This is a genomic window from Actinoplanes sp. 13, assembly GCF_056134165.1.
In genome coordinates this window covers 22,055-46,734 of sequence record NZ_JBVYOQ010000007.1, presented here as the reverse complement: position 1 = coordinate 46,734, position 24,680 = coordinate 22,055, and the positions used below count along the sequence as shown (strand labels likewise).

Below are 24,680 nucleotides of genomic sequence, written 5' to 3'. Positions count from 1 at the left end.
ACTGATCACAGTTTCTCGCGATCGCAACCTCGCCGGGTGGACCCCTCAAGCGCACAGCTCCGCCGCCGATCAGCCATGGTGCGCAGCATTGCCACCACTAGTCACCCTGACGAGGACTGATGAGCCCGATCGCCGCATCACCGCCCGGCCGGCGTTTCGACCCGGTCCTGGTGGTGCTGGCCGTCGCCGGCTGTCTGAGCGTCGCGATCCTGGGCTCGGGGCTCGGCGGGCGCACCGTGCAGCTGCTGGTGCTGTGGCCGGTCACCGGAGCGGTCGAAGTGCTCATGGCCGTCACGGGATGGCGGCTGGTCCACACGCCCGGGTTGTCGCGAGCGCATCGGCGGGTCTGGGGTGCGATGGGCTTCGCCGGGTTGAGTTTCGCCGTCGGCGTGGTGACGCAGCTCCCGGTGATCGCCCGCGATCCCGGCGGCGTCGCCGCGGTCCTGGGCGGACAGGGTTACTCGGTGGCGATTCTCGTCGGCACCGTGGCGGTGGTGTCCGTGCTGCTGACCTGTCCGCTGGGCCTCGACTCCGGCCGGGAGCGGCTGCGATTCTGGCTGGACACGGCAACCGTGATGGTCGCCGCGGCGACGTTCGGCTGTTACATGACGATGGCGTCGGCCAGCGGCGGGGCGACGGGCTCCGGCCATCTCCTGCAGATGCTGATCGGGCCGACGTCGTTCCTGCTCGCGGTGTTCGCCGGGATCAAGCTGCTGCGCAGCCCCGCGGCGCCGTTCACGTTCTGGGCCGGCATGCTCGGCATCATCGCCTGCACGGTGGAGGGCGTCACTCGCGGCGCCCGGCCGTGGCTCATCGAGCACGACCAGCTCGGCTGGGAATCCGCCTGCACAGCCGCGGTGGTCGTCCTGCTGGGCGCCGCCGCCCGGGTGCAACTGCTGCAGGCCCGCAAGAACCCGCACGAGCTACGGCGTTCCGGGCGGCGCCCGTACAGCCTGCTTCCGTACGCGGCCATCGGCGCCACCTTCTCGCTGATGATCGGCGTGCTCGCGACCGAAGGCCTGATCCCGCAGGCGTGGATCACCGTCGCCGGCGTGTGCGTGAGCACCGCGTTCGTCGTGGTCCGGCAGGTGACCGCCTTCATCGACAACGCCCGGCTGCTGACCGCCATCGACGGCAAGGTCGCGGAGTTGCGCCAGGCACTGACCGAACGGGACCGGCTCGCCGAGCGGCTGCAGCATCTGGCGTTCCACGACCCGCTGACCGGCCTGGCGAACCGGGCCCTGTTCCAGCAGCACCTCGCCACGGCACCGGCCGGTGCCGCCGTCCTGCTGATCGACCTCGACGAGTTCAAGCCGATCAACGACCGATACGGGCACGCCGCGGGCGACGCCGTACTCGTTGCGGTCGCGCAACGGCTGCGAACGGCGGTGCGTGTCGGCGACCTGGTGGCCCGGCTCGGCGGCGACGAGTTCGCCGTCGTCACCGCCGGCGTTCCCGACGATGTGCCGGCATTCCTGACCCGCATCGCCACCGCGGTCGAGCAACCGATCGAGGCCGGCGGGACGCGGGTGCATGTCGGCGCCAGCATCGGCACGGCAACCGTCGACGGCACCCGGCCGGTGGACGCGGTCCTGCACGACGCCGACCTCGCCATGTACGCGGCGAAGAACGAGCGTCGCGGCCCGGCGGTCCACGCCGGCCGTCACCTGTGATCACCTGTGGCGGGGCAGCACGCCCAGCAGGGTTGCGGTCAGCGACAGCTGCAGAGCGTCCGTCAGGTTCAGGTGGACCTCGGCCAGGTCCGGCTCGGCCTGGTAGGCGGCTTGCAGGCTGGGTGGCGGGTTGCTGTACGCCGGGAGCGCGCCGGCCACCACCATGGTCTGCAGGCTGAACGCTGTCGCGTTCTCGCCCAGCTCCGGCAGATGTTTGCGGAGCAGGGCGGTCATGGTGGTCAGGCGTTCCAGGGAAGCGCGCTTGTAGCGTGCCACGACCTCGACGGAGACGTTGTGCTCCAGGACGCTGACCTGTGCACCGAACAGGTCACACATCACCACGCGGGTGGCGAGGGAGCGGCTGAGGACCTCGGCCACCGCCGTCGCGCGCTCGGCCATCGGCAGGTTCGCGTCGACCCCGTCGGCCAACTCGCCGGCCAGGTCCGTCAGCCACTGCTTCAGGAAGTGGTCCAGCAGTTCCAGCAGCACCGCCTCGCGGGATTCGAAGTAGCGCAGCACGTTCGGCTTCGCCAGGCCGACCCGGCGGCTGAGTTCGTTCAGGGTGACCGCGGCCACGGGCATCTCGTCGAGCATCGCCGCTGCCGTGTCGAGGATTGCCCGCCGGCGGATCTCCCGCTGCTCCTCGGTTCGCGCTCGCTGGAAAGTCACGATCACCACCCTAACTTAAGTACCTGCGGTACGTTGACAACGTACCGGGGGTACTTTAGCGTCGTCGGCACAAGATACCTTCGGTACGCTATTGATGGGGAGCCTGGCATGGGCGAGAAGTGGAACACGGCGAACATCCCGGGCCAGCGCGGGCGAGTGGCCGTGGTGACCGGCGCCAACACCGGCCTGGGGTACGAGACCGCCAAGGCGCTCGCCGAGCGCGGCGCGTCCGTCGTGCTCGCCGTGCGCAACGTCCAGAAGGGGGAACAGGCCGCGGCCCGGATGACCGGCGACGTGACCGTGCAGGCGCTGGACCTGACCTCGCTCGACTCCGTCCGGACCGCGGCGGCGGCACTGCGGTCCCGGCTCGACCGGATCGACCTACTGATCAACAACGCCGGCGTGATGTACACCCCGAAGCAGACCACCCGGGACGGCTTCGAGATGCAGTTCGGCACCAACCACCTCGGCCACTTCGCGCTCACCGGGCTGCTGCTGGACCTGATGCTGCCGGTGCCCGGCTCGCGCGTGGTGACGGTCAGCAGCACCGGACACCGCATCCGGGCCGCGATCCACTTCGACGACCTGCAGTCGGAGCGGTCGTACAGCCGGGTCACCGCCTATGGCCGGTCCAAGCTGGCCAACCTGATGTTCACCTACGAGCTGCAGCGCCGGCTCGCGCCGCACGGCACCACCGTCGCGGTGGCCGCGCACCCCGGCCTGTCCAGCACGGAGCTCGCCCGCAACACCCCCGCGGCCCTCCGGCTTCCGATCACCTGGCTCGCGCCGCTGATCACCCAGACGCCGGCGATGGGCGCACTGCCGACCCTGCGCGCCGCCACCGACCCCGGCGCGTTCGGCGGCCAGTACTACGGCCCTGGCGGGCGCTACGAGATCATGGGCCACCCCCGGCTGGTCACCTCCAGCCCGGCGTCGTACGAAGTGGCCGTCCAGCAGCGGCTGTGGGCCGTCTCGGAGGATCTCACCGGCGTGAGGTTCCCCGCCGTCACGTCCCAGCGCAACCCGGCGCCCGTCAGCTGGACGCGGCGGATTCCCGGGTGAGGCACAGCAGCGCGATGTCATCGCGTCGAGGGCGGGGCCCCACATCGCTGGTCAGGATGTGGTCGAGGATGTCTGTGGGGTTCCCGCCGGGTGCGCTGCGCACCGCTGCGCACAACTCGTCCAGGCCCAGGTCGATGGGATGGCTGCGGTCCTCCACGAGCCCGTCGGTGTAGAGCACCAGCACCGCGGCCGGCGGGAAGACGAAGCTGCTCTCGCGGTAGACGACCTTGTCGGATGCGCCGAGCGGGGCGTGCGTCGGGAGCTGGAGCAGGCCAGTGGTGTGGCCGTCACGCAGGATCGGCGCCGGGTGTCCGGCGAGCACCCCGGTGACGGTGCCGTCGGCGACGTTCAGTTGCAGGTAACAGCACGTCGCGATGGTGTTCAGCCGCAGGGCGCGGATCAGGTGGTTGGTGTTGCGCATGACGTCGGCCGGTGAGTGCCCGGCGAGGGCGTAGGCGCGAAGCGCGTCGCGGACCTGCCCCATGACGGCCGCAGCCGTGGTGTTGTGCCCGGCGACGTCGCCGATGACGATGCCGACGACACCGTCGCGGATGGCGATGATGTCGTACCAGTCACCGCCGACCTCGGCGCCGCGCGTCCACGGCAGGTAACGGGCGGCATGGTGCAGCCCTGCCGTGTGTGGCAGGTCCGCCGGGAGCAGAGCGTGCTGCAGTTCGGAGGCGATCGACACGCTGGTCTCGAACAGCATCGCCCGTTGCAGCGCCTGGGCGCCGAGGCCGGCCAGGGCCGTCAGCGTGGACCTGGTCTCGGCGTCGAAGTCGCGGGGCTGCCGGTAGCCGACGACGAGCGTGCCCAGCACTTCGCCGGCGACGGTCAACGGCAGGAAGGCCCACGCCTGCCGTTGCCCCGGGGACACCGCCGTCGCCGCGCCGGATTGGGTGGCGTAGAACTGCGCCAGCGAGGTCAGATAGCGGGGTTCGCCGTCGTGGGCCACGACGGCCGCCGGGTAGGGATGGTCGATGGGCAGTTCCCGCAGGTGAGCGACGACCTCAGGCTCGTATCCGGCGTGATAGGCCAACCGCAGGGACTGGTCGTGGCGCAACAGCAACGCCAGGGACTGCCCGCCGGCGGAAGGTCTGAGCACCGAACCGATAGCGGCATAGACCTGTGCTGTCGTGCTCGCCGCGACCAGCGCCGTGGTCACACTCTCCAGGCTGCGGGCCCGGGCGGCGGCCTGCTCGGCCAGGGCAGCGGTGTCGGTCAGCTGCTGCTGCCTGTCGATCTGCTCGGTGATCTCGCGGAACGACACCGCGACATGGCCGCCACCGGTGCGGCCGACCTTGATCTCCCACACCTGGCTGATCTCCGGGTAGGAGAGCTCCTGCCGGTACGGCTGCCCGGTGTCGGCGGTCGTGCGGTAGATGTCGAACAGGCCGCTGTCCCAGCTCTCGGCGGAGACCTCGCTGAGTGGCTGACCGACGACATCCTCCGCGCTGCGGCCGGTCAGTTTCGCTCCGAGCTGGTTGACGTAGTCACAGACGAAATCGACGATCTGCCCGTCGGAGTCCCGCACGGGACGCAGCACCACGAACCCGTCGAACGCGGTGTCGAGCATGTCGTACAGGCGCTCGCCGCCGCTCGACTGCGGTGACACGGTGACCTGGCGCAGGTCGATGAAACGAACCATTATCCCGTCGCGGTACGGGCCGACCCGGAACTCGAAATGGCCGCTGACGGTGGGGCGGTCGTAGTACACCGAGCGCACGGCCGGAACACCGGTCTCCACCACCTCCTGGTAGAACGGCAGCGTGCCGTCGTGCACGGTGTCCGGCCACAGCTGCCGGTAATGACATCCGACCAGCTCGTCACGGGAGCGCCCGAGCAGCAGGCAACCGGCGTCGTTGATGTAGGCGAGCTCGAAATCGACGATCACGCCGCCGTCGCGCACCGCGCGTGAGATCACCCAGCCCTGCGGTTCGGCGTCGAGCATGGCGAGCACCTGCGCGTCGGGAAGCCAGTCCCCCACCCCCGCCACCTCCTGCCTCGGGCGCGTCGCCGCGTCGCGCCAAAGGCATCATCGCCTGCCCGGGTTCACACCACCTAATCGCTTCAAACCTGTGGGCGGTCTCATCCGTGGCTTCTTTCGTCCCAGCCTTCCTGGGGCGTGGCGCAGGTGCCGCGGAAGACGTACTGCGAAGGCAGCCTGCGCTGCTCACTGGTCCAGTCGATCGGTGGCCGGCGCTGCTCGGCGGGCAGATAACCGAGCCGGTACACGGCCATCAGCTCCAGCTCGTCCGGCACCTGAAGCAGGCGGGCGATCTCGTCCCAGCGGCCGGGGACCTCCATCGGGAAAGAGATGAACTGGATGCCCATGCCGAGTTCGACGGTGGTGAGCCAGACGTTCTCCATCGCCGCACCCATGCTGAACACCGAGTAGAACGACGACAGCTCGCCGGGCCGGTACTCGGATCGGTCGAGCATCACGCCGAGCAGCAGTGGCGAGCCGGCCACGAGCTTGCGGTTCTCCTCGCCCAGGCTCTGCGGGACGCGCATGGCGTTCATGAGCTTCTGTCCCCGGGCGGTGAACACCTGGCTGGTGAACGGGCGCAGCGGTGCGGGCAGGCGGTCGAACAGCATGCCGTCGCGCCGCCGTTCCATCTCTTCCTTACTGAACCGGAAGTACGGCTTGTAGCGCTCGAAGAAGGTGCCGTTGGACATCGCCTCGGTCATGCTCTCCCCGCTGATCCGCGCGATGGCCTCGATCGTGGGGCGCTCCTCCACGATCACGAACCGCCACGGCTGGCTGTTCAGCTGCGACGGGGCGCGCCCCGCCACCTCCATCAGGAGCCGCTGGTGCTCCTCGGAGACCGGGTTTGGCAGAAACGCACCGTTGGTCGTCCTGCGGCGACGAACCACATCGAGAAACTCCATCAGTGACTCCTCCAGGCGGAAATGAGAGCGGCCGCGAACGCCGGCGCCGCCGACCCGGCCACGGCGACATGCCGGCGAAGCTGTCCACCGGCGTACGGCAGAGCGGTGAGCGAGGCGGCCGCCGGCAGCAGCGCGAGCCCGGCGGGCCGGCGCTCGATTGCGCTGGCCGCGAGCGCGACCGCCGTCAGTGACGTCGTGGCGATGAACAAAGCGTGGTGCAGCCAGCGGATGCGGCTGTTGTCGATGACACCGGCGGCGACAGCAGCGCCGAAAGCGCCGTTGCCCACGTAGCTCGCGGTGGCGGCGGTCACCAGGATCCGGGTCGCTCGTCCGGTCGTACCAGAGCCGGTCATGGGTGTTCTCTTTCGTGGGTGAGCAACAGACGGTGCGGGAACATCGACGTGACGCGCCACCCCGTCGGCACGGCTGCCTGCAGCTCCGGGCGCCGATAGCTGCGGCGGATGGACAGCAGCCCGTCCTGATGGATGAAGGACCGGCGGGCGAACGGCAGCGTGGCGGCGGCGTAGACGCCGTAGCCGCTGCGGGTCCGGGACAGGTCGTTGTGAACGGCCAGTCGGCGCGACAATGCGAGGCTGTCGGTCAGCAGGGCGGCCAGCGCCGCCGTGTCGAGGTGGTGCAGCAGGTGGTTCGAGGTGACCAGGTCGTACCGGTCCCCGCGGGCGACCAGCTCCGCGCTCGACGCCTGTTCGAAAACGACGCCCGCGTTCGGCAGCCCGCGCACATGAGCGATGGCGCGATCATCCGGGTCGATGGCTGTCACGTGCAGAAGCACGCCGTCGCGAGCCGCCCACCTCGCGAGGGCGCGGGGGATGTCGCCGCCGCCGAAGCCGATGTCCAGCAGGGTGGTGGGCCGGTGGGTGTCCAGGCGCGGCCGGATCCATCGCCGGTAGATCCGCTGCCAGCCCGAGACGAGCCGGTTCACGGTCGAGAACTGCCGGTAGGTGCGTTGCAGCCGGTCGAGGTCGCAGTCGGGGTCGTCCATCAGCTCCTGCGACACGGTGTCCCGCCGGCCCATCCCGCCGCCACCATCTGGTTGAACACGTTTCGTGCCCTTGGCCGTCAGCATCCGCCGGCTCCGCTCCTCTCGACGCCCGGCACCACGAGGTCTCGCGGTGCCGGCGTCCGCCGATCTTCGACGTAAGGGCTTTCCAGCGACGAGAAGAAGAAACCCGCCGATGCGGTTCCGGCGCCGGGCACTGTCCGCACCGGTTCGCCGAACAGAGCCCGCGGTGTCCGCAGACGGAACCGGCCCGCCACCGTGAAGGCGACGGGCCGGAACAGGATGTGCAGGTCAGCAGGCAACCTTGGTGCGGCCGGCCTTTTGTTTCCACGTACACGTGTCGTGGGCCTTGCCCGCCTTGGTGCGCAGCGTGGCGGTGTCGCCGGTGTTGTTCCACACGTAGTTGCCGCGACCCCAGTACAGGTGGGTCTTGCTGTTGGTGCCCTTCCCGGTATGCAGATAGATCTTGCCGCCCTTGCCGGGGATGGTGACGTTGCCGAGCGTGTAGGTCGCCGACTTGTCGACGATCTTCCATCCCTTGAGGTTCACCGCTTTGCTCCCGGTGTTGACGAGAGCGATCCACTCCTTGTTCAGCGACGCGTTCGAGCGGGTGTCCTTGCCCGGCGAGTCGTACTGGGTGGAGTGGAACCGCAGTGCCGGCGCGGCCTGGGCGGGGTTGGCCGTGACGGCGATGCCGCCGGCGGCGAACGCGAACGCGGCTACAGCACCCACGAACTTGCGCATACAGGATTCTCCTCGCGGTTGGCGAAAGGGCGCTCCGTATTCTTCCGGCCTGCCGGTGCCGAGCAGCACATGACAGCTCCGGTGTTCGGGCACTCCATGCCAGCCGATCGCTGCCGCGTGATGACCGTGCGGAACATCCCGGCCAGCCGATGATTCGCTGTCGATATCGTTCGCTGCCAGATATGACGCGAAGCGACCCGATCCACCGCCGCGCACCATCAGCAGCAGTAGTCGTCGTCCCGGTAGGGCCTCCATCCCGGCTGTCGATGCCGGGTGCGACGACCTGCGGCCTGCGCCGGCCAGCCGTGCTGTCCGATCCCGTCGACGCTTCAACAGCTGTCCCAGGACAAGTTACTAGTTCGATGTAAGTAACTTGTGGGGAGTTTGCCGGGCGCTCGGCGACGGACAAGCATTTGATGCGTGGCTGTTACCGCGGCCGCAAGGGATCGAACAAGAAAGGCCACCACCATGTCTGACCTCAACCACTTCCGTGCCGAGGAATTCGCCCCCGCCGAGGTGCTGGAGTCCACCACCCCGGTCGGCTTCTGGGGCTCGGCACGAATCAAGCCGGACGCGGACGCCGGCGAGGTCGAGAAGACGATGAGGGCCGTGATGGACGCGGCCCGCGAGGAACCCGGCTACGAGCTGTACGCGATCTACCACAGCCCCGACGAGACCGGCTCCTACCGCTTCAATGAGCGCTGGACGACCGGTGCGGACCTGCGCCGGCACATCGAGAACCCGGCCCTGTTCCCTTACCTCGGCCGCTTCGCCGAAACCCTGGACTTCTCGGACGCCCAGTGGGTGCGCGCGCTGGTCTGAGAAGGCTCCGCCGAGCCTCGTCGCCACCCGGCGACGGGGCTCGGCGGGCGAGAAACGCCCATGAAGCCCGATGAAGGTACGCGTGTCGCGGGCGGCGCCTTGCATCTCCTCGGCCTCGGCCAGATTGACGGCGAAGGGCCGTTCGCTCAACACCGGAACGATGCGCGGTGGTCACGTCGGCCAGGCGAACAGTGCCGTGTCGACGATCTCGTCGAGCACGTCGGGCCCGAGACCGTTCGCGGCCTGCACGGCGATGCCGAACCCCATCGTCATGACGTATCGGGCCAGGCGCCCGGGGTCGGCGTCACGCGAGAGGTCACCCTCCTCCACGGCGCGCCGGAAGCGCGCCTCGAGCTGGTCGCCCGCGTCGATGCGCCAACTGGCCAGCACGTCGTGCGCCGGCCGGCTCTGCTCGCTCAGCCCCAGCGCACCCTGAACCGACAGGCACCCCGCCGGGCGGCCGGGTGACGTCGTCGTCCGGACGGCCCCCCGCAGGAATGCCTCGGCCACCGCGCGCGCGGTGGGCTCCCGCAGGGCGCGCGTCGCATAGGAGGCCGGCCCTTCGGCGTAGCGCTGCACGGCCTTGCGGAAGAGCTGCTCCTTGTTGCCGAAGGCGGCGTACATGCTCGACTTGGTGATCCCCATCGCGCCGGTCAGGTCCGTGAGGCTGGTGCCGTCGTAACCCCGGGCCCAGAACACCTGCATGGCCCGCTCCAGTGCCTCGTCGACGTCGAACTCCCGGGGGCGGCCGAACACTGTGCTCCGGGATCCACTCATGACGGCATCCTCCTCGGGGTCAACAGGGTCGGCGGGCCCCTGCGGCCAGCTGTCTCCCACCTCACAGACGACTTTACTCCCGATCGGTCCAGATGTGGTAGCGTTCTGTACCGACCGGAACTTAAAGCGGTCGCGGTCACCACAGAAAGAGGATCACCACGATGAGAACCACCTCGCTCGGCGGCCTGGAGACCTCCCGCATCGGCCTGGGTGCCATGGGCATGTCGGCCTTCTACACCGGCGCCGGCCAGCGCGACGACCAGTCGATCCGCACCATCCAGCGGGCCCTGGACCTCGGTGTCACCCACATCGACACCGCCGAGGCGTACGGCCCCTACCTCAACGAGGAACTGGTCGGCCGCGCCATCAAGGGACGCCGGGACGAGGTCGTCCTCGCGACCAAGTTCGGTCACATCTCGCACACCGGCCGCCCGGGCAACGACAGCACCGCGGCCAACGTCCGGCTCGCGGTGGAGGGATCGCTGCGCCGCCTCGGCACCGACCACCTGGACCTCTATTACCAGCACCGGGGTGACCAGGACACGCCGATCGAGGAGACCGTCGGGGCGCTGGCCGAGCTGGTAACCGAGGGCAAGATCCGTCACATCGGACTGTCCGAGGCAGGGCCGGCGACGATCCGGCGGGCGCACGCCGTTCACCCGATCGCCGCGGTGCAGTCCGAGTACTCGCTGTGGGTCCGCGACCCCGAAGCCGAGGTGCTGCCGGTCCTGCGCGAGCTCGGTGTGGGCCTCGTCCCGTACTCCCCACTGGGTCGCGGGTTCCTCACCGGCAGCATCCGCACGCTGGACGACCTCGACGCCGACGACTGGCGCCGTACCAACCCACGCTTCGCCGGCGGCAACCTCGAACGCAACATGCGCATCGTCGACGAGGTTCGCGCCGTCGCGGCCGAGGCCGGTGCCACGCCCGCGCAGGTCGCCCTCGCCTGGCTGCTCACCCAGGGCGACGACATCGCCCCCATCCCCGGCACCACGCGCATCGACCGGCTGGAGGAGAACGCCGCTGCCGACCGCATCAACCTCACCGACGGCCAGATCGCCCGGCTGGACAAGCTGACGCCGGCCACCGGCGACCGCTACGACGAAGCCAACATGGCCGCCCTCGACCACTGAGCGGATCGCCACCCGGAGTCGTCACCAGAGGCGGCGCGGCGCGCGCCTAAGACGACTTCATTCACCACATCCCCCGGCCCATCACCGACGACGCCTTCGGCGAATGGCTTCACCAGCGCCGGACCGCGGAACCGGCGGTCGCCTCCTAGCACTGCCGCCTACGTCTTCATGACGCCGGCCGCCGCCTATGACACCTAGGTCGGCCGTGGCACCGCTCTTGGCCACACGGGCCACTCGGCTACCTTTCGCGATGACGGTGGCGCAGCCACTGACCGAGCCCGGCGGCGTCCTCAGCGGCGATGAACGCACTGGATGCGTTGATCAACGCTTCCTCAGCATGCAGGGTGCACCCCCACACGGTGTCGCCCCACGAGTCAGCAAGTTTCAGTTCTGCCGGCCGGCCGCAGGGGCCGCCGTCGGCGGCACCGATCTGACACGACACCGGTGCGCCGCCACGCCGGCTGACCGCCTCCGCTGCCTGCCTGATCAGGGAGACTCGGACGGCCGCTGCGGTCGGTTCCTCCCGCGCGTGCGCCGCGATCGCTGTTCGTTGCCCGACCAGCACCACGTTCCCGTCCGGGTCCTTGACACTGAGTTCGCCACCCGGGGCGTGATCTGGGTAGCCCACCAACTCGTACGGATGGTCCGCCTCGTCCAGGCGGACCTGTACCGCCTTGAGGTTCTCGACGTAGACGTAGATCAACAGCGGGAGTTCTACCGTGACCAACAGCGGCCGGACACAAGCGAGCAGCAAAGTATGCTCTCCGCACTGCAGGTGCGACCAACGGGACGCGCCGTCGTCACCTGCACGCACTTCGGTGTAACCGAAACAGGCATAGAAACGCCGACTCAACTCGAGATCACGGACGTAACACACCGGAACGGCCGCGGCGACCTGGGGTTTCATGCTGGGCAAAATACCGCAGCAGATGACAACGCGATCGAGGAACCGCCGTCGCGGGAGGATGTCGACCGATGACTGTCATCCTTTGCGGTGTGCCGGTAGTTTGCGACGGCGCCCCAGTGGTGAGCATGATTATCGAGCACGGCCCGCGTGCCGCCGGCGGTGCTCGTCCATGTGCCGCATGCCGACACCGATGACGCTCGGGTCGGCTCGATTCCATGCTGAGCTTCCCTGCAGGAATGGCGGTCCATTCACCGGCGACGCGCATTTCGCAGGCGTCATGTTGCTATGGCCACTTTGCCGGCGTACCCCGGAGCCATGTGACGGGTGCCGGATGAGGATGCCTGATCGCGTCAGCTGAGGGTTTCCCCAGCGGCTCACGGCCCAGGCGCGGTGGGCTGTCGGCGTCCACGTCGGAGTGGGGCATCGCGATCGATGGAGATCGGGTAGCTTGATCGACGCCGCGGTCGGGGTCTATCGATGCACCCCGATGCTGGTGGCGGCGCGCACGCGTATCCACGGGGAGTGAAGTGAACAAGGCACGTCGATCATCCCTGTCCGCTGTCCTGATGGTCGCTGCCGCCTGGAGCGCCCTTTCAGTGCCGCAGATGGCACCGGCCCATGCTGCGGCGCCGGTGGTGAACCTGGTGTCCAACGGTGATTTCAGCAACGGTTCCGCCGGGTGGTGGCACACCGCGAACGCGCCGTCGAAGGCAGTCAACGGCACCCTGGTCGCGAATGTTGCGGGCGGCACCGCAGAAACGTGGGACGCACTCGTAGGACAGAGCGGCATCTCGGTGCGCACCGGCACGTCCTACGTTCTGTCTTTCGACGCGTCGGCCTCCACCGCTGTCACCATCTGGGCGAAGGTTCAATCGGGTACCGCCCCGTACGCGGGCACATTCAACCAGACGGTCGCGGTGACTCCGACGACCGCCCGGTACTCGTACCGTTTCACCGCGACGCTCGACACCGCCGGCACCGGGCAACTGCTGTTCCAGGTCGGCAGGAACGCGGCCTTCTCGCTGACCCTGGACAACGTGTCGCTGGTGCAGGCGCCCGAAACACCGGTGAGCCTCACCAACGGCTTCTACGTCGATCCGAGCTCGAACCCGGCTGCCTGGGTGCGCGCCAACCCCAGCGATCCGCGCGCGTCCCGCATCAACAGTGCGATCGCCACGAAGCCGATGGCGAAGTGGTTCGGTGGCTGGAGCGGCGAGATCGGCGTCGCCGTCGGCGGCTACGTGGGCGCGGCCGACGCCGCTGACCGGTTGCCCATCCTGGTGGCATACAACATTCCCGGCCGTGACGCATGCGGCGGGCACTCCAGCGGCGGGGTCCAGGGAGAGACGGCCTACCGGTCGTGGATCGCCGCGTTCGCCTCCTCGATCGGCAACCGGCCCGCCATCGTCATCATCGAGCCGGACGCCTTCGGCGACTTCCAGTGCATGGACACGGCCGAGGCTCAGGCCCGCACCAGGATGCTCACGTTCGCCACCGAGCAGTTCCGCGATCGTGCCCCGAACACCTGGGCCTATCTGGACGCCGGGAACGCCGGATGGGTGGAGGCGAGCGTCATGGCCGCCCGGCTCAACGGCGCCGGCCTGCGTAACGTGCACGGCTTCGCGGTCAACGTCTCGAACTACTTCGACACCACCACGTCAGTCGAGTACGCGAACCGGGTCAACTCGGCCCTGTCCGTCAACGGCTACCAGAAGCCGTTCGTGGTCGACACCAGCCGCAACGGTAACGGCGGCACGCCCGGACAGTGGTGCAATCCGCCGGGACGCCGCCTCGGCACGCCCAGCCAGCTCGGCGGTGACGGCGCCGAGATGCTGCTCTGGATCAAAGTGCCCGGCGACTCCGACGGACCCTGTGACGTCGCCAAGACACCGGCCGGCACCTTCAGCCCCGACCTCGCGACCAGCCTCATCGGATCGTAGGCCTGATTCTGCGATCCGAGCACGCCACGTCCGCGCGCAACCGCAGGACGGCAAGCGGCCTGACCGTATCGACGCATCAACTGCCGGCGGCATGGGTCGCCGAGCAGTGGAGACTTCGCCAAGACAGGGGTAATTGGATGGCACCGGAGAACAACCGACATTCGCGCGGCCGTCGAGGCCTGATCACCGGGTCCCTTGCGGGAGCCGGCTTGGCGGCAGGCGGGGCGATCTTCGGACGGCCGACCGCGGCTCTGGCCGCAACGGCGGGATCCGTCATGATCACGCCGACCGGCAAGACCGATGGCGTAGACGATCTCAAAGCCATCCAGACCGCCCTCGTACGCGGCGGCGCTCAAGTACTTCTGGCTCCGGGCGAGTTCTACATCAACGAGCCGATCGTGATGTCCAGCAATCAGAGGCTGATCGGATCCGGTGCCGGCGCCACCAAGATCACCCAAGTCGGCACCGGCCACGGCATCACCTCGCTCAGCACGGCGACCGTCAATTACGTGACCATCGCGGGCGTCACCCTCGTCGGCAAGGGGGCCGCAGGTAGCTCAGGCATCTACCTGGCCCCCGATACGAGTACGGCAGGATCGACGACCTTCACCAACATCACCAACATCACCATCGAGGACTGCGTCACCAGGTCGTGGGGGGACTGTGGCGTCGCCCTGGCCGCACCGATCGCATCGAGGATCACGCGAGTTCAGTCCGTCGGCAACGGCGGGAACGGGTTCTACATCACGAAGGCGAAGCTGGCCGGCGACCCGACCGAGGTGAGAGCGGGGACCTCCCTTGTCTTCGAAGCGTGTTACGCCCTCAACAACGCCAAGAACGGCTACGAGCTGGACACCGTGAGCTACTCATCCCTGACGGGATGCGCATGCGACGGCGGCACACGCGGCTACGCCCTGTACGGATGCAAGGCGGTCACACTCACCAGCTGCGGTGCCGAGGAGTTCACCACCGAGGGCTTCCTCTTGAGGAACTGCACCAGCTCCAGCCTGATGAGTGCATACACATGGGGCGGCAGCAAAGTCGGCATCCACGTGGCGGGCACCACCGCTCACCAGACGATCGGCGGCGCTGTCCAGTCGCAGCCCGACAGCCTGACAGAGCAGTTCATCCTCACCGATGCGGGCACCTCAACGGTGGTCTGGGGGGTGTCCCGGCCCGGTACCACGGGGCCCAGCACGGACACCTTCAACGGCAAGGTGGTCAACCTCGACGGCTCGGCCTGACGGCAAAGGCGCACCCGTATATGCAGTAGCCGGCGGTGGCACGTTGCCGTTCCACTCCGTCCAGTTCGGCGGGAAGCCACCGACCTGGAACCGCCGAGGCCCGCGCCGCCGGGCAGGCGATGGCGGCTCTGGGCAGTCAGACCGATAGCGGCCGTGTGCGCCGATGCCCGGACGGTCCGCGGTCGTGTCGGGTCGTGCGGACGAGACCTGCTGGCCGGATGCGGCGCGACGTCACAAGCCCGCAGCCGGCTGAGGGCCTCATCCGCGCTCGCCGCGGGACCCGGGCCGACCAGCGCACAGCCGGCCCTGCAGACAAGGGCAGCCTCAGACCGCGCCGCGCGGCTCAGTGGGTGATCGTCTCGCGTTGCTCGGAGGGCGCCGACGTGGGGCCGGGTTCGCGTTCTGCGGCGGCGGGGAGGGTGATGCGAATACGGGTGCCGCCGCCGGGGTTGTCGCTGACGCCGATGCTGCCGTGGTGGCGCTCGACGATGCGCCGGCAGATGGCCAGGCCGAGTCCGGAACCGGGCTGGTTGCCATGGTTCACGGCGCGGCGGAACGAGTCGAACACGTGGGGTTTCTCGGTGTCGGGGATGCCGATGCCGCGGTCGGCGACGATCACCCGCAAGCCGGTGTCGTCGGGCCGGTGGTGGGCGGAGACGTCGATGCGGGCCGGTTGGCCGGGCTGGGCGTATTTGATGGCGTTGCCGATGAGGTTGTCGAACAGCTGCCGGATCATGGCCGGGTCGGCGTGCACGATCGGGAGCGGGCCGGTGTAGATGTCGGGGAACAGCATCGGCTGGCCGTCGCGGGTGGCGGCGCGCAGGTGGGCAGTGCGTTCGGTGATCACGTCGGCGACGATGTCGTTGAGGTCGATGTTCTGTTGGTTGAGGTGCCCGTCGCGGGCGGTGGCGTAGCCGAGCAGGTCGTCGATGAGCCGGCGCATCCGGTCGACGCCGGACCGCATCCGGTCGAGGCTGTTGCGCACGAACGCGTCGGTGGTGGCGGGAAGTTCGTCGTCGACGATCTCGGCGTAGCCGGCGATCGCGGTCAGCGGGGCTTTGAGGTCGTGCGCGGCGATGCCGGCGAATGCGCGTAGCTCGGCTTCGCGTTCGCGCAGGGCGGTGACGTTGTGGGAGGCGGCGACCGCGCCCACGATGGTGCCGGTGGCGTCGGTGAGCGGTCGGGCGTGCAGCAGCAGAGCCTTGTGGCTGCCGTCGGGTGCGGCGATGACGGCTTCCATGCCGTCGACGTTCTCGCCGCGCAGCGCCCTCATCAGCGTGTCGCCGATGGCCGGCGGGACGCCGCCGGGGCGAGTCAGACCGACGTGAGGGGTGACGGCCTCGACGGTGTGCGCGGCGTCGGCGGGCAGATCGCGGCGGGCGGTGCGGTTGGCGTGCACGATTGCGCCGCTGGTGTCGCAGGTGATGACGGTGACGTCGATGGCGTCGAGAACCTGTACCAGGTATGCCTTCTGTTCGATCAGGGCGTCGTGGGTGGCGCGGAGCCGGCTTTCGGCGCGGTTGCGGGCTTGCAGTTCGTCGCGCAGGGCGTCGGCGGTGGCGGCGAGCTGGGCGTCGGCGGCCTTGCGGGCGGTGATGTCGTGGAAGACCGCGACCGCGCCGATCTGCCCGTGAGCGCTGTGCAGCGGGCGCGCGGAGACGCTGATGACGACTCCGCCGGGATGGGCCGGGTTGCGGATCAGCAGCTCGACGCGGTCGACGGACTCACCGGCCAGGGCACGCACGAGCGGTATCTGCCCGGCCGGGAAGGGGGTGTGGCCGTCGGGGTCGTACATGCCGTAGTGCTGTTGCCAGTTGTCGGTGCCGCCGACGTCGTCGGACAGGCCGAGGATGGCTTTGGCGGCAGGGTTGTGCAGCAGGAACTCGCCGTCGGTGTCGACGACGCCGACACCGTCGCTGATGCCGTCCATGATCGCTGTGAGGAGGTCGGCCTGCTGCCGGGCGGCCGTCTCGGCGGCCGTGAGCTCGGCCGTGGCTGTTTCGACCTGGGCGCGGGCGCGGGCCTGGCCGGTGGCCAGAAGGTGGACGAGCCCGGCCAGCAGGAGTGTGAGCAGGGCGCCTGCCCCGCTGGCCAGGGTGGGCATGCCGGTGGAGGCGCCGGGCAGGGTCGTGCCGGCAGCCTGGATCTGCAGCCGCCATTGCCGGCCGGCCACGGTGATCTGTGTGGTGCTGGACAGGTCACGCTCGCCGTCGACGGCTGCGTGCTGGGTGGCCACCGTCGGGTAGGAGCCGTCGGCGGAAGGGGCGCTCAGCGTCACGTCGACCAGGTTCTGCGACACCCGGTCCAGGGTGGCGCCGATGAAGTTCTGCCCGCGTAGGCCCATCAGTACCCAGCCGCGAAACGGCCGTTGCCCGTCGGCGGCGGCCGGCCCGTACACCGGCGCGGTCAGGCTGAACGACATCTGGCGCTGCTCCGGCGGCAGTTTCTGGTCGATGATCAGCTGGTAGGGGTCCGACACCACCGGCCGAGCACTGCGCCGGGCCTCGGTCAGAGCCTGGGTCGGCGCCGCTGCCTGACTCACGTCGATGCCGTGATGGGCGGTGGTGGTGCCGTCCAAGGGCTGGCTGAACACGGAGAAGATGTGCTCGTCGGCGTTACTGCCGGGTTGCAGCACCAGGTCGGGCAGGCCGCGGGTACGCCAGAGCGCCTGGACCGCCCCGATCTCACCGTCGTGGGCGGGCACGAGGAAGACGATCGAGGTGGCTCCAGCCAACCCCATGTCGCTCAGCGGGCGTGTGACGCCGGCGAACTTCTCGGCCGTCAACGACTCGAAAGCGCCGACCGCCGCCGCCACGGTACGCAGCGTGTCGACGTACCGGCCGGCCTCGGCCGACACCGCTTCGGTGACCAACGTCGCGCGCCGCTGCATCTGCTGCTGGGCGGCATCGCGCTGAGCTACCGCGAGCGCCGCACCAGCCGTTGCCGACACCAGCAGCCCCACGACAACCACCAGCGCGGTCACCGCAGCAACCGACCGTATAAACCGCGCCCACCAAGCCATGACCACCTCATCGGCAGTCCGCACGGAGGAAGCCATTGTCATTGCGGTGCGGTACGGGAGCAGCGGTCACAGCCGATGGGGCCACCTACCGGCGGGAGAGGGCGCGGTGGCATGAGTGGCACTACACATCCCGGATGCGTTCGCGCCCTTGGCCTGTGCCGCACCCAGCGCCCGCAACCGTTCTGCCGTCGATCCGCACCCTCCGCGGCGACCCGAGGCCGATAGCGTCGAGGGACCCTAGTTTGGAAGGTTTCACATGCTTACCAGCTGCCGTAGAACGCCGGTCGACGCCCTGCTCCACCCGGAGCGGCTGAAAGCGGTAGCGCAACTACTCCCCCGCACCGACGAGCCCTCGGCGGCGTTGCAGCAGTACATCGACTACGTCGCCGTACTGCTGGGCGCACCCATCGCGGCGGTCTCGCTGATCCTCAACGATGCCGGACTCCTGACCGCCACCTACGGGGTGCAAGGCTGGCTCGCCGAAGTCGGTGGCATGCCCGCGGAGTGGGCGCCCTGCGCCACCGTGGTCCGCCACGACGCGCCCCTGCTGATCAGCGACACCCACGACGAACCCGCGCACACCGCCAACCCGCTGGTGATGGTCACCGGGGTACGCAGCTACGCCGGAGTGCCGTTGCGTCTGCACGGCCAGGCCGTCGGCTCGTTGTGTGTACTGGCCGGGCAGCCCGCCATGTTCACCCCGACTGACCTGGACATCCTGACCCACCTGGCTCCCCAGGCGGTCTCGCTGCTGCAGGCCACCACCGACGCCCACTACTGAGCAGCTGCTGCCGGGCGATCACGGCGAGGTCGCCCTGGCCTTGAGAAGCCGGGCGTGTTCGATCTTCTCCGGTGCGTGCACGACGTGGCGTCCGGCTGCCTCGGCGACGGCCGCGGGCATTCGGCGCGTTCGGCGCCGGGCCGGGCGTGCGCGTTGCGGAGCCAGGCCGTCGTGGACGACGGTGGCGCGGGTCTTCTTGTCCGCCCGGACCCGCTAATCCGGGATGCCTCAGCCGGAGGCCACCGGCGCCGATGGTGTGATCATGCCGTTGTCCCGTATCGATGACCCCGAAGCCGACTACTGGACTCGGCAGATTCGGCTCGGTGCGGTCATCGCGGCGGTCGTCACCGTTCTCGGCGTCGTCCAGGTGAGTCTCAACTGGGCGCCGGAGCGGCAGTGGTGGGCCGTGCCGATCGCTGTCGCAGCCGCGGTGCAGGCGTTGGCCGGGACGCTGCCCTGGCGCCGTTGGGTGCGCAGCCACCGGGTACGGACCTGGTTGCTCAGCTGGTGGGTGCTGGAGATACCCGTTCTCGTGCTGTTCGCGCAGACCGATCCCATGGGTGTGGTCCTGTACCTGCCGTGCGGGATGCTGATCATCGTGATGGCGGCGGCCCTGTACTCCGCGGCGGCCGTGATCGGTCTCGGCATGGTGACGCTGGCCGGTTACCTTGTTCTCCTGGGCGATGCGCTGGCTACCGGCACGGTGCTCGTCGTCGGCATGACCTCGGTCATGGCCAGTGTGGTGACGGTCAGCGCCATCATGGCTCACAACCGCCGCCGGCTCGACAACCGTCGCCGCGCGGCGGAGCGGCGCACCGAGGCCCTGCTGCAGAACTCCCCCGAGGTGGTCATCGCCGTCAGCGGGGACGGTGACGTGCGATACGCCAGCCCGTCGATGCAGACCGTGTTGGGCTACTCGCCGGCCGCCGTCACCGGCGCCATGCTCGGCACGCTCGTACACCCGGAGGATCTTCCGAAGATCCGCGGCTGGATGACCGCGCTGCAGTCGTCGGCGCCTGCCACCACGTCCGAGGCCGAGGCTCGGCTGCGTCGCCGGGACGGCTCCTGGGCGGTCGTCGACGTCATCGGGACGAACTGCCTGCAGGACCCCGATCTGCAGGCGATAGTGATCAGCATGCGCGACATCGGTACGCGCAAGGCACTGGAGGACCAGCTCAGCCGTCAGGCATTCACCGATTCACTGACCGGCCTGTCGAACCGGGCGCTGTTTCGTGACCGGCTGAAGCACGCCACCGCACGCCGCGGCGCCGACGTCACGCTGATCCTCATCGACCTGGACGACTTCAAGGACGTCAACGACAACCTGGGACACAGCGCCGGCGACGAACTGCTCACCACGATCGCCGGCCGGCTGCGCGGCAACGTGCGCCCCGGCGACACCCTGGCCCGCCTCGGCGGCGATGAGTTCGCCGTGCTGATCGAGGACCTCGACGGCCGCGACGCCGGCGCCATGGCCGAACGGTTGCTGCAGGAACTGCGCCAGCCGATCCGGCTGGCGAGTCGCGACATCCGTTGCACCGCCAGCATCGGTGTCGCCGGTAGCGACTCCGAGGGCGACGATCTGAGCGGCGAGGAGTTGCTGCGCAACGCCGACCTGGCCATGTACGCCGCCAAACGGCAGGGCCGCAACGCCTGCGCGCTGTTCGACCCGGCGATGTACGCCAGCGTTCTCGACGAAGCCCAGCAGCGTCTGGAGATGGAACAGGCCCTGGCCGGCGAGCAGTTCGTGGTGCACTACCAGCCGGTGGTGGATCTGCCCACTCAGCAGCTGGTCGGCGTGGAGGCCCTGGTCCGCTGGCAGCACCCGGAACGAGGGCTGCTCAGCCCTCAGCACTTCATCGACAACGCCGAGGTGAGCGGCCTGATCGTCCCGCTCGGCCGGTGGGTGCTGCAGCAGGCCTGCCGGCAACTCGCCCGATGGCAACAGCAGACCCCGGACGCCCACGGCCTCAAGATGAACGTGAACCTCTCAGCCCGCCAGTTCCAGTACCCCCACCTGGTCGATGACGTTCGTGAGGCGATCGAACAGGCCGGCATCGAGGCCGACTGCCTGACCCTGGAACTCACCGAGTCGATGCTTCTGCAGGACATCGAGTCGGCCATCGCCACGTTGCAGACGCTCCGCGACCTCGGCGTGCACCTGGCCATCGACGACTTCGGCACCGGCTACTCCTCGCTGAACTACCTCAAGCGCCTCCCGGTCGACGTACTCAAGATCGACCGCGCGTTCATCTCCCACGTCGCCACCGACACCGACGACAAGGCCCTCGTCGACGCGGTGGTCAGCATGGGACAGGCCCTGCGCCTGCACACCGTCGCCGAAGGCATCGAAACCGACCGGCAATGGGAAATGCTGCAGCAGCTCGGATGCGACTACGGCCAAGGCTTCCTGTTCGGCCGGCCGGTGGAGCCCGGATCCATCGACACGCTGCTGAGCGGTACGGGAAAGGCAGTAGACACCAACGCGGCGTGAAGCCGTTCGGCGCGTTGAACCCGTCGCCAGGACGCCGGACGTCCAGCGCGCACGCAATCGGCTCGATTCAGTCGGGTGGGCCGACCGGGCTGCCTTGAACAGCGGGGCTGTCGGCGGCCACGCCAGGCGTTCCCGATTCGCCGTCCTCGGCGAGCTGTTGATGATCGTGGTCCAGGTCGCCCGGATTACCGTTGTCAGGCTCAGTCATGGCCTCGGGATCCATGGAGCCGGGGTCCGCGACGCTGCTCAGATCGTGATTGGGGAGTGTCATGACCACCGTCGTACCCACTGCCGCGGTGACCTCCCCCGATCTCGGAAACGTTCATGAAGCCTTCACCTGGGGCCGAGATCGAGACGAAGGCGGACGGTAGCTTCGCTAGCGCCGCCGATCCGGCTGACGGGCTAGTGCCCCACCGCCTCCGGGATTGCACCGTGGATCCTCGGCGGGGCCGCACGGCGCGACGCATGCAGCGCCACCGCGAACGCTACGGACGCGATCGTCATGAGGATGATCGGAGGAGCCGGCAGCAGCAACCCTGCCGTGACCAGCAGTGCCAGTGACAGCGCCAGCATGAGAGCAACTTGCGCCCGTTGCGCGGCGCGGCCGTGGCGTGTCATGAGCAGGATCGACGCGCCCCACGCCACCAGAAGAACGGCCATCGCGACGCTGAAGCCCTGCATGAGGTCGGCGACGCTGTGGCTCGGCGGCATCGGGAAGCGTGCCTGCTCCATCTGACGCTCGACGGCGGGCATGTCACCCGTGGACGGCATGAGGCTCGCGAGCATGAGGTGACCGGTCCCGGTCAGCACGTAGACCCACCCGCCGACGCGCGCTGCCGTTCTCTCGCGGCGACGCAGCCTGTCCTGACCAGTCATCGACTCGTCCTCTCGTCATCAGCCTCTACATCGGTAGAGTCGACTCTACTCTTGTAGAGTGCCGTCATGTCAACTGAGCGACTGTCAGCGATCGCCGACGCGGGCCTGCGGTTGATCGCGCGAGAAGGGCTTCGCGGGCTGACGCACCGGGCGGTCGATGCCGAGACCGGGTTGCCGGCCGGATCGACCAGCTACTACTTCCGCAAGCGCGACGACCTTGTGGCCGCGTGCGTCCGGCGCCTGGCCGAGATCGACCTGCTCGAGATCGCAGCCACCGGCATCGCCGAGCGCGCGATGACCGCCGACCAGCTCGCGGACATGGGCGCCGACCTGATGTGGCACTGGATCACCGTTGACGCCTACCGCCACCTGGCCCGCTACGAACTGCTGCTGCACTCGCACCGGCGCCCGGAGCTGGCAGCGGAACTGATCGACGCCGGAGACAGGCTCAGGGCGGCGATAGCGGCCATGCTCGAGGCTCAGAACTGCGCCGAGCCGGCATCCACCGCCGTCTGGTTCGTGAGCTGCATCGACGGTGTGGTGCTCGACCAGCTCACCGGTCCGGGCCGGCGCCGGATGTCCCGCTCGGACCTGCGCGCCTTCGCGCTGGCCCTCGTCGGTGCGGCGCTCGCCAAGCCCGGCGACGGGTGAGGAGCATCGGCCTGGAAGGCTCACCACTGCGACCGTCGCCCGTCGGCGACCACCACGACACGAGGAGTGCATGATGGCCGGGCGGATCGAGGACTACGCCATGATCGGCGACCTGCACACCGCGGCCCTGGTCGGCCGCGACGGCTCCATCGACTGGCTGTGCCTTCCCCGCTTCGACTCACCGGCCTGCTTCGCCGCGCTGCTGGACAGCGAACGAGCCGGACACTGGCGGCTGGCACCGGTCTCCGGCGGCACCTGCACCAGCCGCCGGTACCGCGGCGACTCCCTGGTGCTGGAGACCGAGTGGACCGGCCCGGACGGCACCGTACGGGTGATCGACTTCATGCCTCCCCGCGGTGAGGCGGCCGATGTGGTCCGCATCGTCGAGGGCGTCCGCGGGCGCGTGCGGATGTTCAGTGAGCTGCGCCTGCGCTTCGACTACGGCTCCGTCGTCCCGTGGGTGCGGCACGTCGACGGCATGCTCACCGCCGTGGCCGGCCCCGACGCGGTGTGGCTGCGCAGCCCCGTGCCGGTGCACGGCGAGGACCAGGCCAGCTGGGCGGAGTTCGAGGTCAGCGCGGGCGACCGCGTGCCGTTCGTGATGATCTGGGCGCCGTCACACCAGCCCGCCCCCGTCCCCGTCGATCCGGAGAAGGCACTCACCGAGACCGAGACGTTCTGGTCGGACTGGATGAGTCAGTGCACCTACCGCGGCGAATGGGACGACGCCGTACGCCGGTCGCTGGTCACCCTCAAAGGCCTGACGTACGCACCGACCGGCGGGATCGCCGCGGCGGCCACCACGTCGCTGCCTGAGAAGATCGGCGGCAGCCGCAACTGGGACTACCGGTACTGCTGGCTGCGTGATGCCACCTTCACCCTGCAGGCCCTGCTCGCCAGCGGCTTCGTCGACGAAGCCCGCGCCTGGCGCGAGTGGCTGCTGCGCGCAGCCGCCGGTTCACCCGCCGACCTGCGCATCATGTACGGCCTCGACGGCACCCGCCGGCTGCCCGAGTACGAGCTGCCCTGGCTGGCCGGCTACGAGAACTCCACGCCCGTACGGATCGGCAACGGCGCCGCGGAACAGTTCCAGCTCGACGTGTGGGGCGAGGTCCTCGAAGGCCTGCACCTCGGCCGGGCCACCGACCTGGCCGTCTCCTCGGACGCGTGGGAACTGCAACGCGCGCTGATGGACTTCCTCGAAAGCAACTGGGACAAGCCAGACAACGGGCTGTGGGAGGTCCGCGGCCCGCGCCGGCACTTCGTGCACTCCAAGGTCATGGCCTGGGTCGGTGCCGACCGGATGGTTCGTGCCGTGGAGCACTTCGGCCTCGACGGACCCGTCAACCGGTGGCGGGCCCTGCGCGACGACATCCACCGCGACGTGTGCACCAGCGGCTACGACGCCGACCGCAACACGTTCACCCAGTACTACGGCGGCACCGACCTCGACGCCGCGCTGCTGGTCATCCCCCGCGTCGGTTTCCTGCCCTGGGACGACCCCCGCGTCGCGGGCACCGTCCGAGCCGTCCAGCAGGAACTCTGCGACGACGGGTTCGTCCTGCGTTACCGCACCCACTCCGGCGTCGACGGGCTCGCCGGCGACGAGGGCGCCTTCCTCGCCTGCAGCTTCTGGCTGGTCGACGCCCTGCACGGTGTCGGCCGCACCGGCGAGGCACGCGACCTGTTCGAACGTCTCCTCGCACTGCGCAACGACGTCGGCCTGCTCGCCGAGGAATGGGATCCGGTCGGCAAACGCCAGGTCGGCAACTTCCCGCAGGCCTTCAGCCACGAACCGCTCATCAACTCGGCCCGGCAGCTGTCGACCGACACCACCGCAACGACCACCGGCCTCTGAGCCGGACTCAACCTCCGGCTCCAGTCACGCGGCGCTGTACGGGCCGGGCATGCACGGCGGTGGGCGGGCATCGTATGCCTTCGATCAATCACGTCGGGGCGACCAGACTGCGAT

21 protein-coding genes are annotated in these 24,680 nt (G+C 69.2%); 10 read left to right on the top strand and 11 right to left on the bottom strand.

The features are described from left to right. The first annotated feature begins 119 nt into the window (after window positions 1-119). A complete protein-coding gene (locus AC0NH5_RS16615) occupies window positions 120-1,673 on the top strand; it encodes a diguanylate cyclase domain-containing protein (protein ID WP_474404518.1) in 1,554 nt (517 codons plus the stop codon). Here AC0NH5_RS16615 and AC0NH5_RS16610 read toward each other — a convergent pair whose 3' ends face one another. Then, entirely contained in the window at window positions 1,674-2,342 is a 669-nt protein-coding gene (locus AC0NH5_RS16610; protein ID WP_474404516.1) for a TetR/AcrR family transcriptional regulator, read from the bottom strand. It abuts the gene before it with no gap. Between the two features lie 108 nt (window positions 2,343-2,450). Between AC0NH5_RS16610 and AC0NH5_RS16605 the strand changes: the two genes are divergently transcribed. Then, window positions 2,451-3,404, top strand: a complete 954-nt coding sequence (locus AC0NH5_RS16605; RefSeq protein ID WP_474404514.1) for an SDR family NAD(P)-dependent oxidoreductase — start codon at window positions 2,451-2,453, stop codon at window positions 3,402-3,404. Here the strand turns inward: AC0NH5_RS16605 and AC0NH5_RS16600 are convergent. From AC0NH5_RS16600 to AC0NH5_RS16580, 5 genes are all read right to left on the bottom strand, one after another. Further along, entirely contained in the window at window positions 3,376-5,391 is a 2,016-nt protein-coding gene (locus AC0NH5_RS16600; protein ID WP_474404512.1) for a SpoIIE family protein phosphatase, read from the bottom strand. The genes AC0NH5_RS16605 and AC0NH5_RS16600 overlap by 29 nt on opposite strands. 101 nt (window positions 5,392-5,492) lie before the next feature. Further along, window positions 5,493-6,296 (bottom strand): nitroreductase family protein, encoded by an 804-nt coding sequence (locus AC0NH5_RS16595; protein WP_474404511.1) that lies wholly within the window; start codon window positions 6,294-6,296, stop codon window positions 5,493-5,495. Then, a complete protein-coding gene (locus AC0NH5_RS16590) occupies window positions 6,296-6,649 on the bottom strand; it encodes a hypothetical protein (RefSeq protein WP_474404509.1) in 354 nt (117 codons plus the stop codon). Before AC0NH5_RS16590 ends, AC0NH5_RS16595 begins: the two co-directional genes overlap by 1 nt. Then, window positions 6,646-7,383: a methyltransferase domain-containing protein gene (locus AC0NH5_RS16585; protein ID WP_474404507.1), complete on the bottom strand. Its 738-nt coding sequence runs from the start codon at window positions 7,381-7,383 to the stop codon at window positions 6,646-6,648. The genes AC0NH5_RS16590 and AC0NH5_RS16585 overlap by 4 nt, the downstream gene beginning before the upstream one ends. Window positions 7,384-7,608: 225 nt before the next feature. After that, window positions 7,609-8,061, bottom strand: a complete 453-nt coding sequence (locus AC0NH5_RS16580) for a lamin tail domain-containing protein (protein WP_474404505.1) — start codon at window positions 8,059-8,061, stop codon at window positions 7,609-7,611. 468 nt (window positions 8,062-8,529) lie between these two features. Between AC0NH5_RS16580 and AC0NH5_RS16575 the strand changes: the two genes are divergently transcribed. Then, on the top strand, window positions 8,530-8,883 hold the full coding sequence (locus AC0NH5_RS16575; RefSeq protein ID WP_474404503.1) for a putative quinol monooxygenase: 354 nt from the start codon (window positions 8,530-8,532) through the stop codon (window positions 8,881-8,883). Window positions 8,884-9,054: 171 nt separating this feature from the next. On the opposite strand, the gene AC0NH5_RS16570 is transcribed toward AC0NH5_RS16575, so the two are convergent. Continuing rightward, on the bottom strand, window positions 9,055-9,660 hold the full coding sequence (locus AC0NH5_RS16570) for a TetR/AcrR family transcriptional regulator (protein ID WP_474404502.1): 606 nt from the start codon (window positions 9,658-9,660) through the stop codon (window positions 9,055-9,057). A 161-nt stretch (window positions 9,661-9,821) separates the two neighbouring features. Between AC0NH5_RS16570 and AC0NH5_RS16565 the strand changes: the two genes are divergently transcribed. Then, entirely contained in the window at window positions 9,822-10,793 is a 972-nt protein-coding gene (locus tag AC0NH5_RS16565; RefSeq protein ID WP_474404501.1) for an aldo/keto reductase, read from the top strand. 238 nt (window positions 10,794-11,031) lie between these two features. Here the strand turns inward: AC0NH5_RS16565 and AC0NH5_RS16560 are convergent, their stop codons facing one another. After that, entirely contained in the window at window positions 11,032-11,700 is a 669-nt protein-coding gene (locus tag AC0NH5_RS16560; RefSeq protein ID WP_474404499.1) for a VOC family protein, read from the bottom strand. A gap of 605 nt (window positions 11,701-12,305) precedes the next feature. On the opposite strand from AC0NH5_RS16560, the gene AC0NH5_RS16555 reads away from it, so the two are divergent. Then, window positions 12,306-13,640, top strand: coding sequence for a glycoside hydrolase family 6 protein (locus AC0NH5_RS16555; protein ID WP_474404498.1), 1,335 nt, complete (start codon window positions 12,306-12,308; stop codon window positions 13,638-13,640). 275 nt (window positions 13,641-13,915) lie between these two features. Further along, window positions 13,916-14,884 carry a right-handed parallel beta-helix repeat-containing protein gene (locus AC0NH5_RS16550; protein WP_474404496.1) on the top strand — a complete coding sequence of 323 codons (969 nt, stop codon included), beginning with the start codon at window positions 13,916-13,918 and terminating at the stop codon, window positions 14,882-14,884. Between the two features lie 343 nt (window positions 14,885-15,227). Here the strand turns inward: AC0NH5_RS16550 and AC0NH5_RS16545 are convergent, their stop codons facing one another. Then, on the bottom strand, window positions 15,228-17,930 hold the full coding sequence (locus AC0NH5_RS16545) for an ATP-binding protein (RefSeq protein WP_474404495.1): 2,703 nt from the start codon (window positions 17,928-17,930) through the stop codon (window positions 15,228-15,230). Window positions 17,931-18,162: 232 nt separating this feature from the next. Here AC0NH5_RS16545 and AC0NH5_RS16540 point away from each other — a divergent pair, with 232 nt between their 5' ends. Together AC0NH5_RS16540 and AC0NH5_RS16535 are read left to right on the top strand one after the other, a co-directional pair. Beyond that, on the top strand, window positions 18,163-18,687 hold the full coding sequence (locus AC0NH5_RS16540; RefSeq protein WP_474404493.1) for a GAF domain-containing protein: 525 nt from the start codon (window positions 18,163-18,165) through the stop codon (window positions 18,685-18,687). A 262-nt stretch (window positions 18,688-18,949) separates the two neighbouring features. Continuing rightward, window positions 18,950-21,181 carry a putative bifunctional diguanylate cyclase/phosphodiesterase gene (locus AC0NH5_RS16535; protein WP_474404491.1) on the top strand — a complete coding sequence of 744 codons (2,232 nt, stop codon included), beginning with the start codon at window positions 18,950-18,952 and terminating at the stop codon, window positions 21,179-21,181. A 67-nt stretch (window positions 21,182-21,248) separates the two neighbouring features. On the opposite strand, the gene AC0NH5_RS16530 is transcribed toward AC0NH5_RS16535, so the two are convergent. Together AC0NH5_RS16530 and AC0NH5_RS16525 are read right to left on the bottom strand one after the other, a co-directional pair. Beyond that, a complete protein-coding gene (locus AC0NH5_RS16530; protein ID WP_474404489.1) occupies window positions 21,249-21,470 on the bottom strand; it encodes a hypothetical protein in 222 nt (73 codons plus the stop codon). A gap of 113 nt (window positions 21,471-21,583) precedes the next feature. Further along, on the bottom strand, window positions 21,584-22,057 hold the full coding sequence (locus AC0NH5_RS16525; RefSeq protein WP_474404487.1) for an LIC_13387 family protein: 474 nt from the start codon (window positions 22,055-22,057) through the stop codon (window positions 21,584-21,586). A gap of 66 nt (window positions 22,058-22,123) precedes the next feature. Between AC0NH5_RS16525 and AC0NH5_RS16520 the strand changes: the two genes are divergently transcribed. Beyond that, window positions 22,124-22,708, top strand: coding sequence for a TetR/AcrR family transcriptional regulator (locus AC0NH5_RS16520; protein ID WP_474404485.1), 585 nt, complete (start codon window positions 22,124-22,126; stop codon window positions 22,706-22,708). A gap of 73 nt (window positions 22,709-22,781) precedes the next feature. After that, entirely contained in the window at window positions 22,782-24,566 is a 1,785-nt protein-coding gene (locus AC0NH5_RS16515; protein WP_474404483.1) for a glycoside hydrolase family 15 protein, read from the top strand. Window positions 24,567-24,680 lie beyond the last annotated feature (114 nt).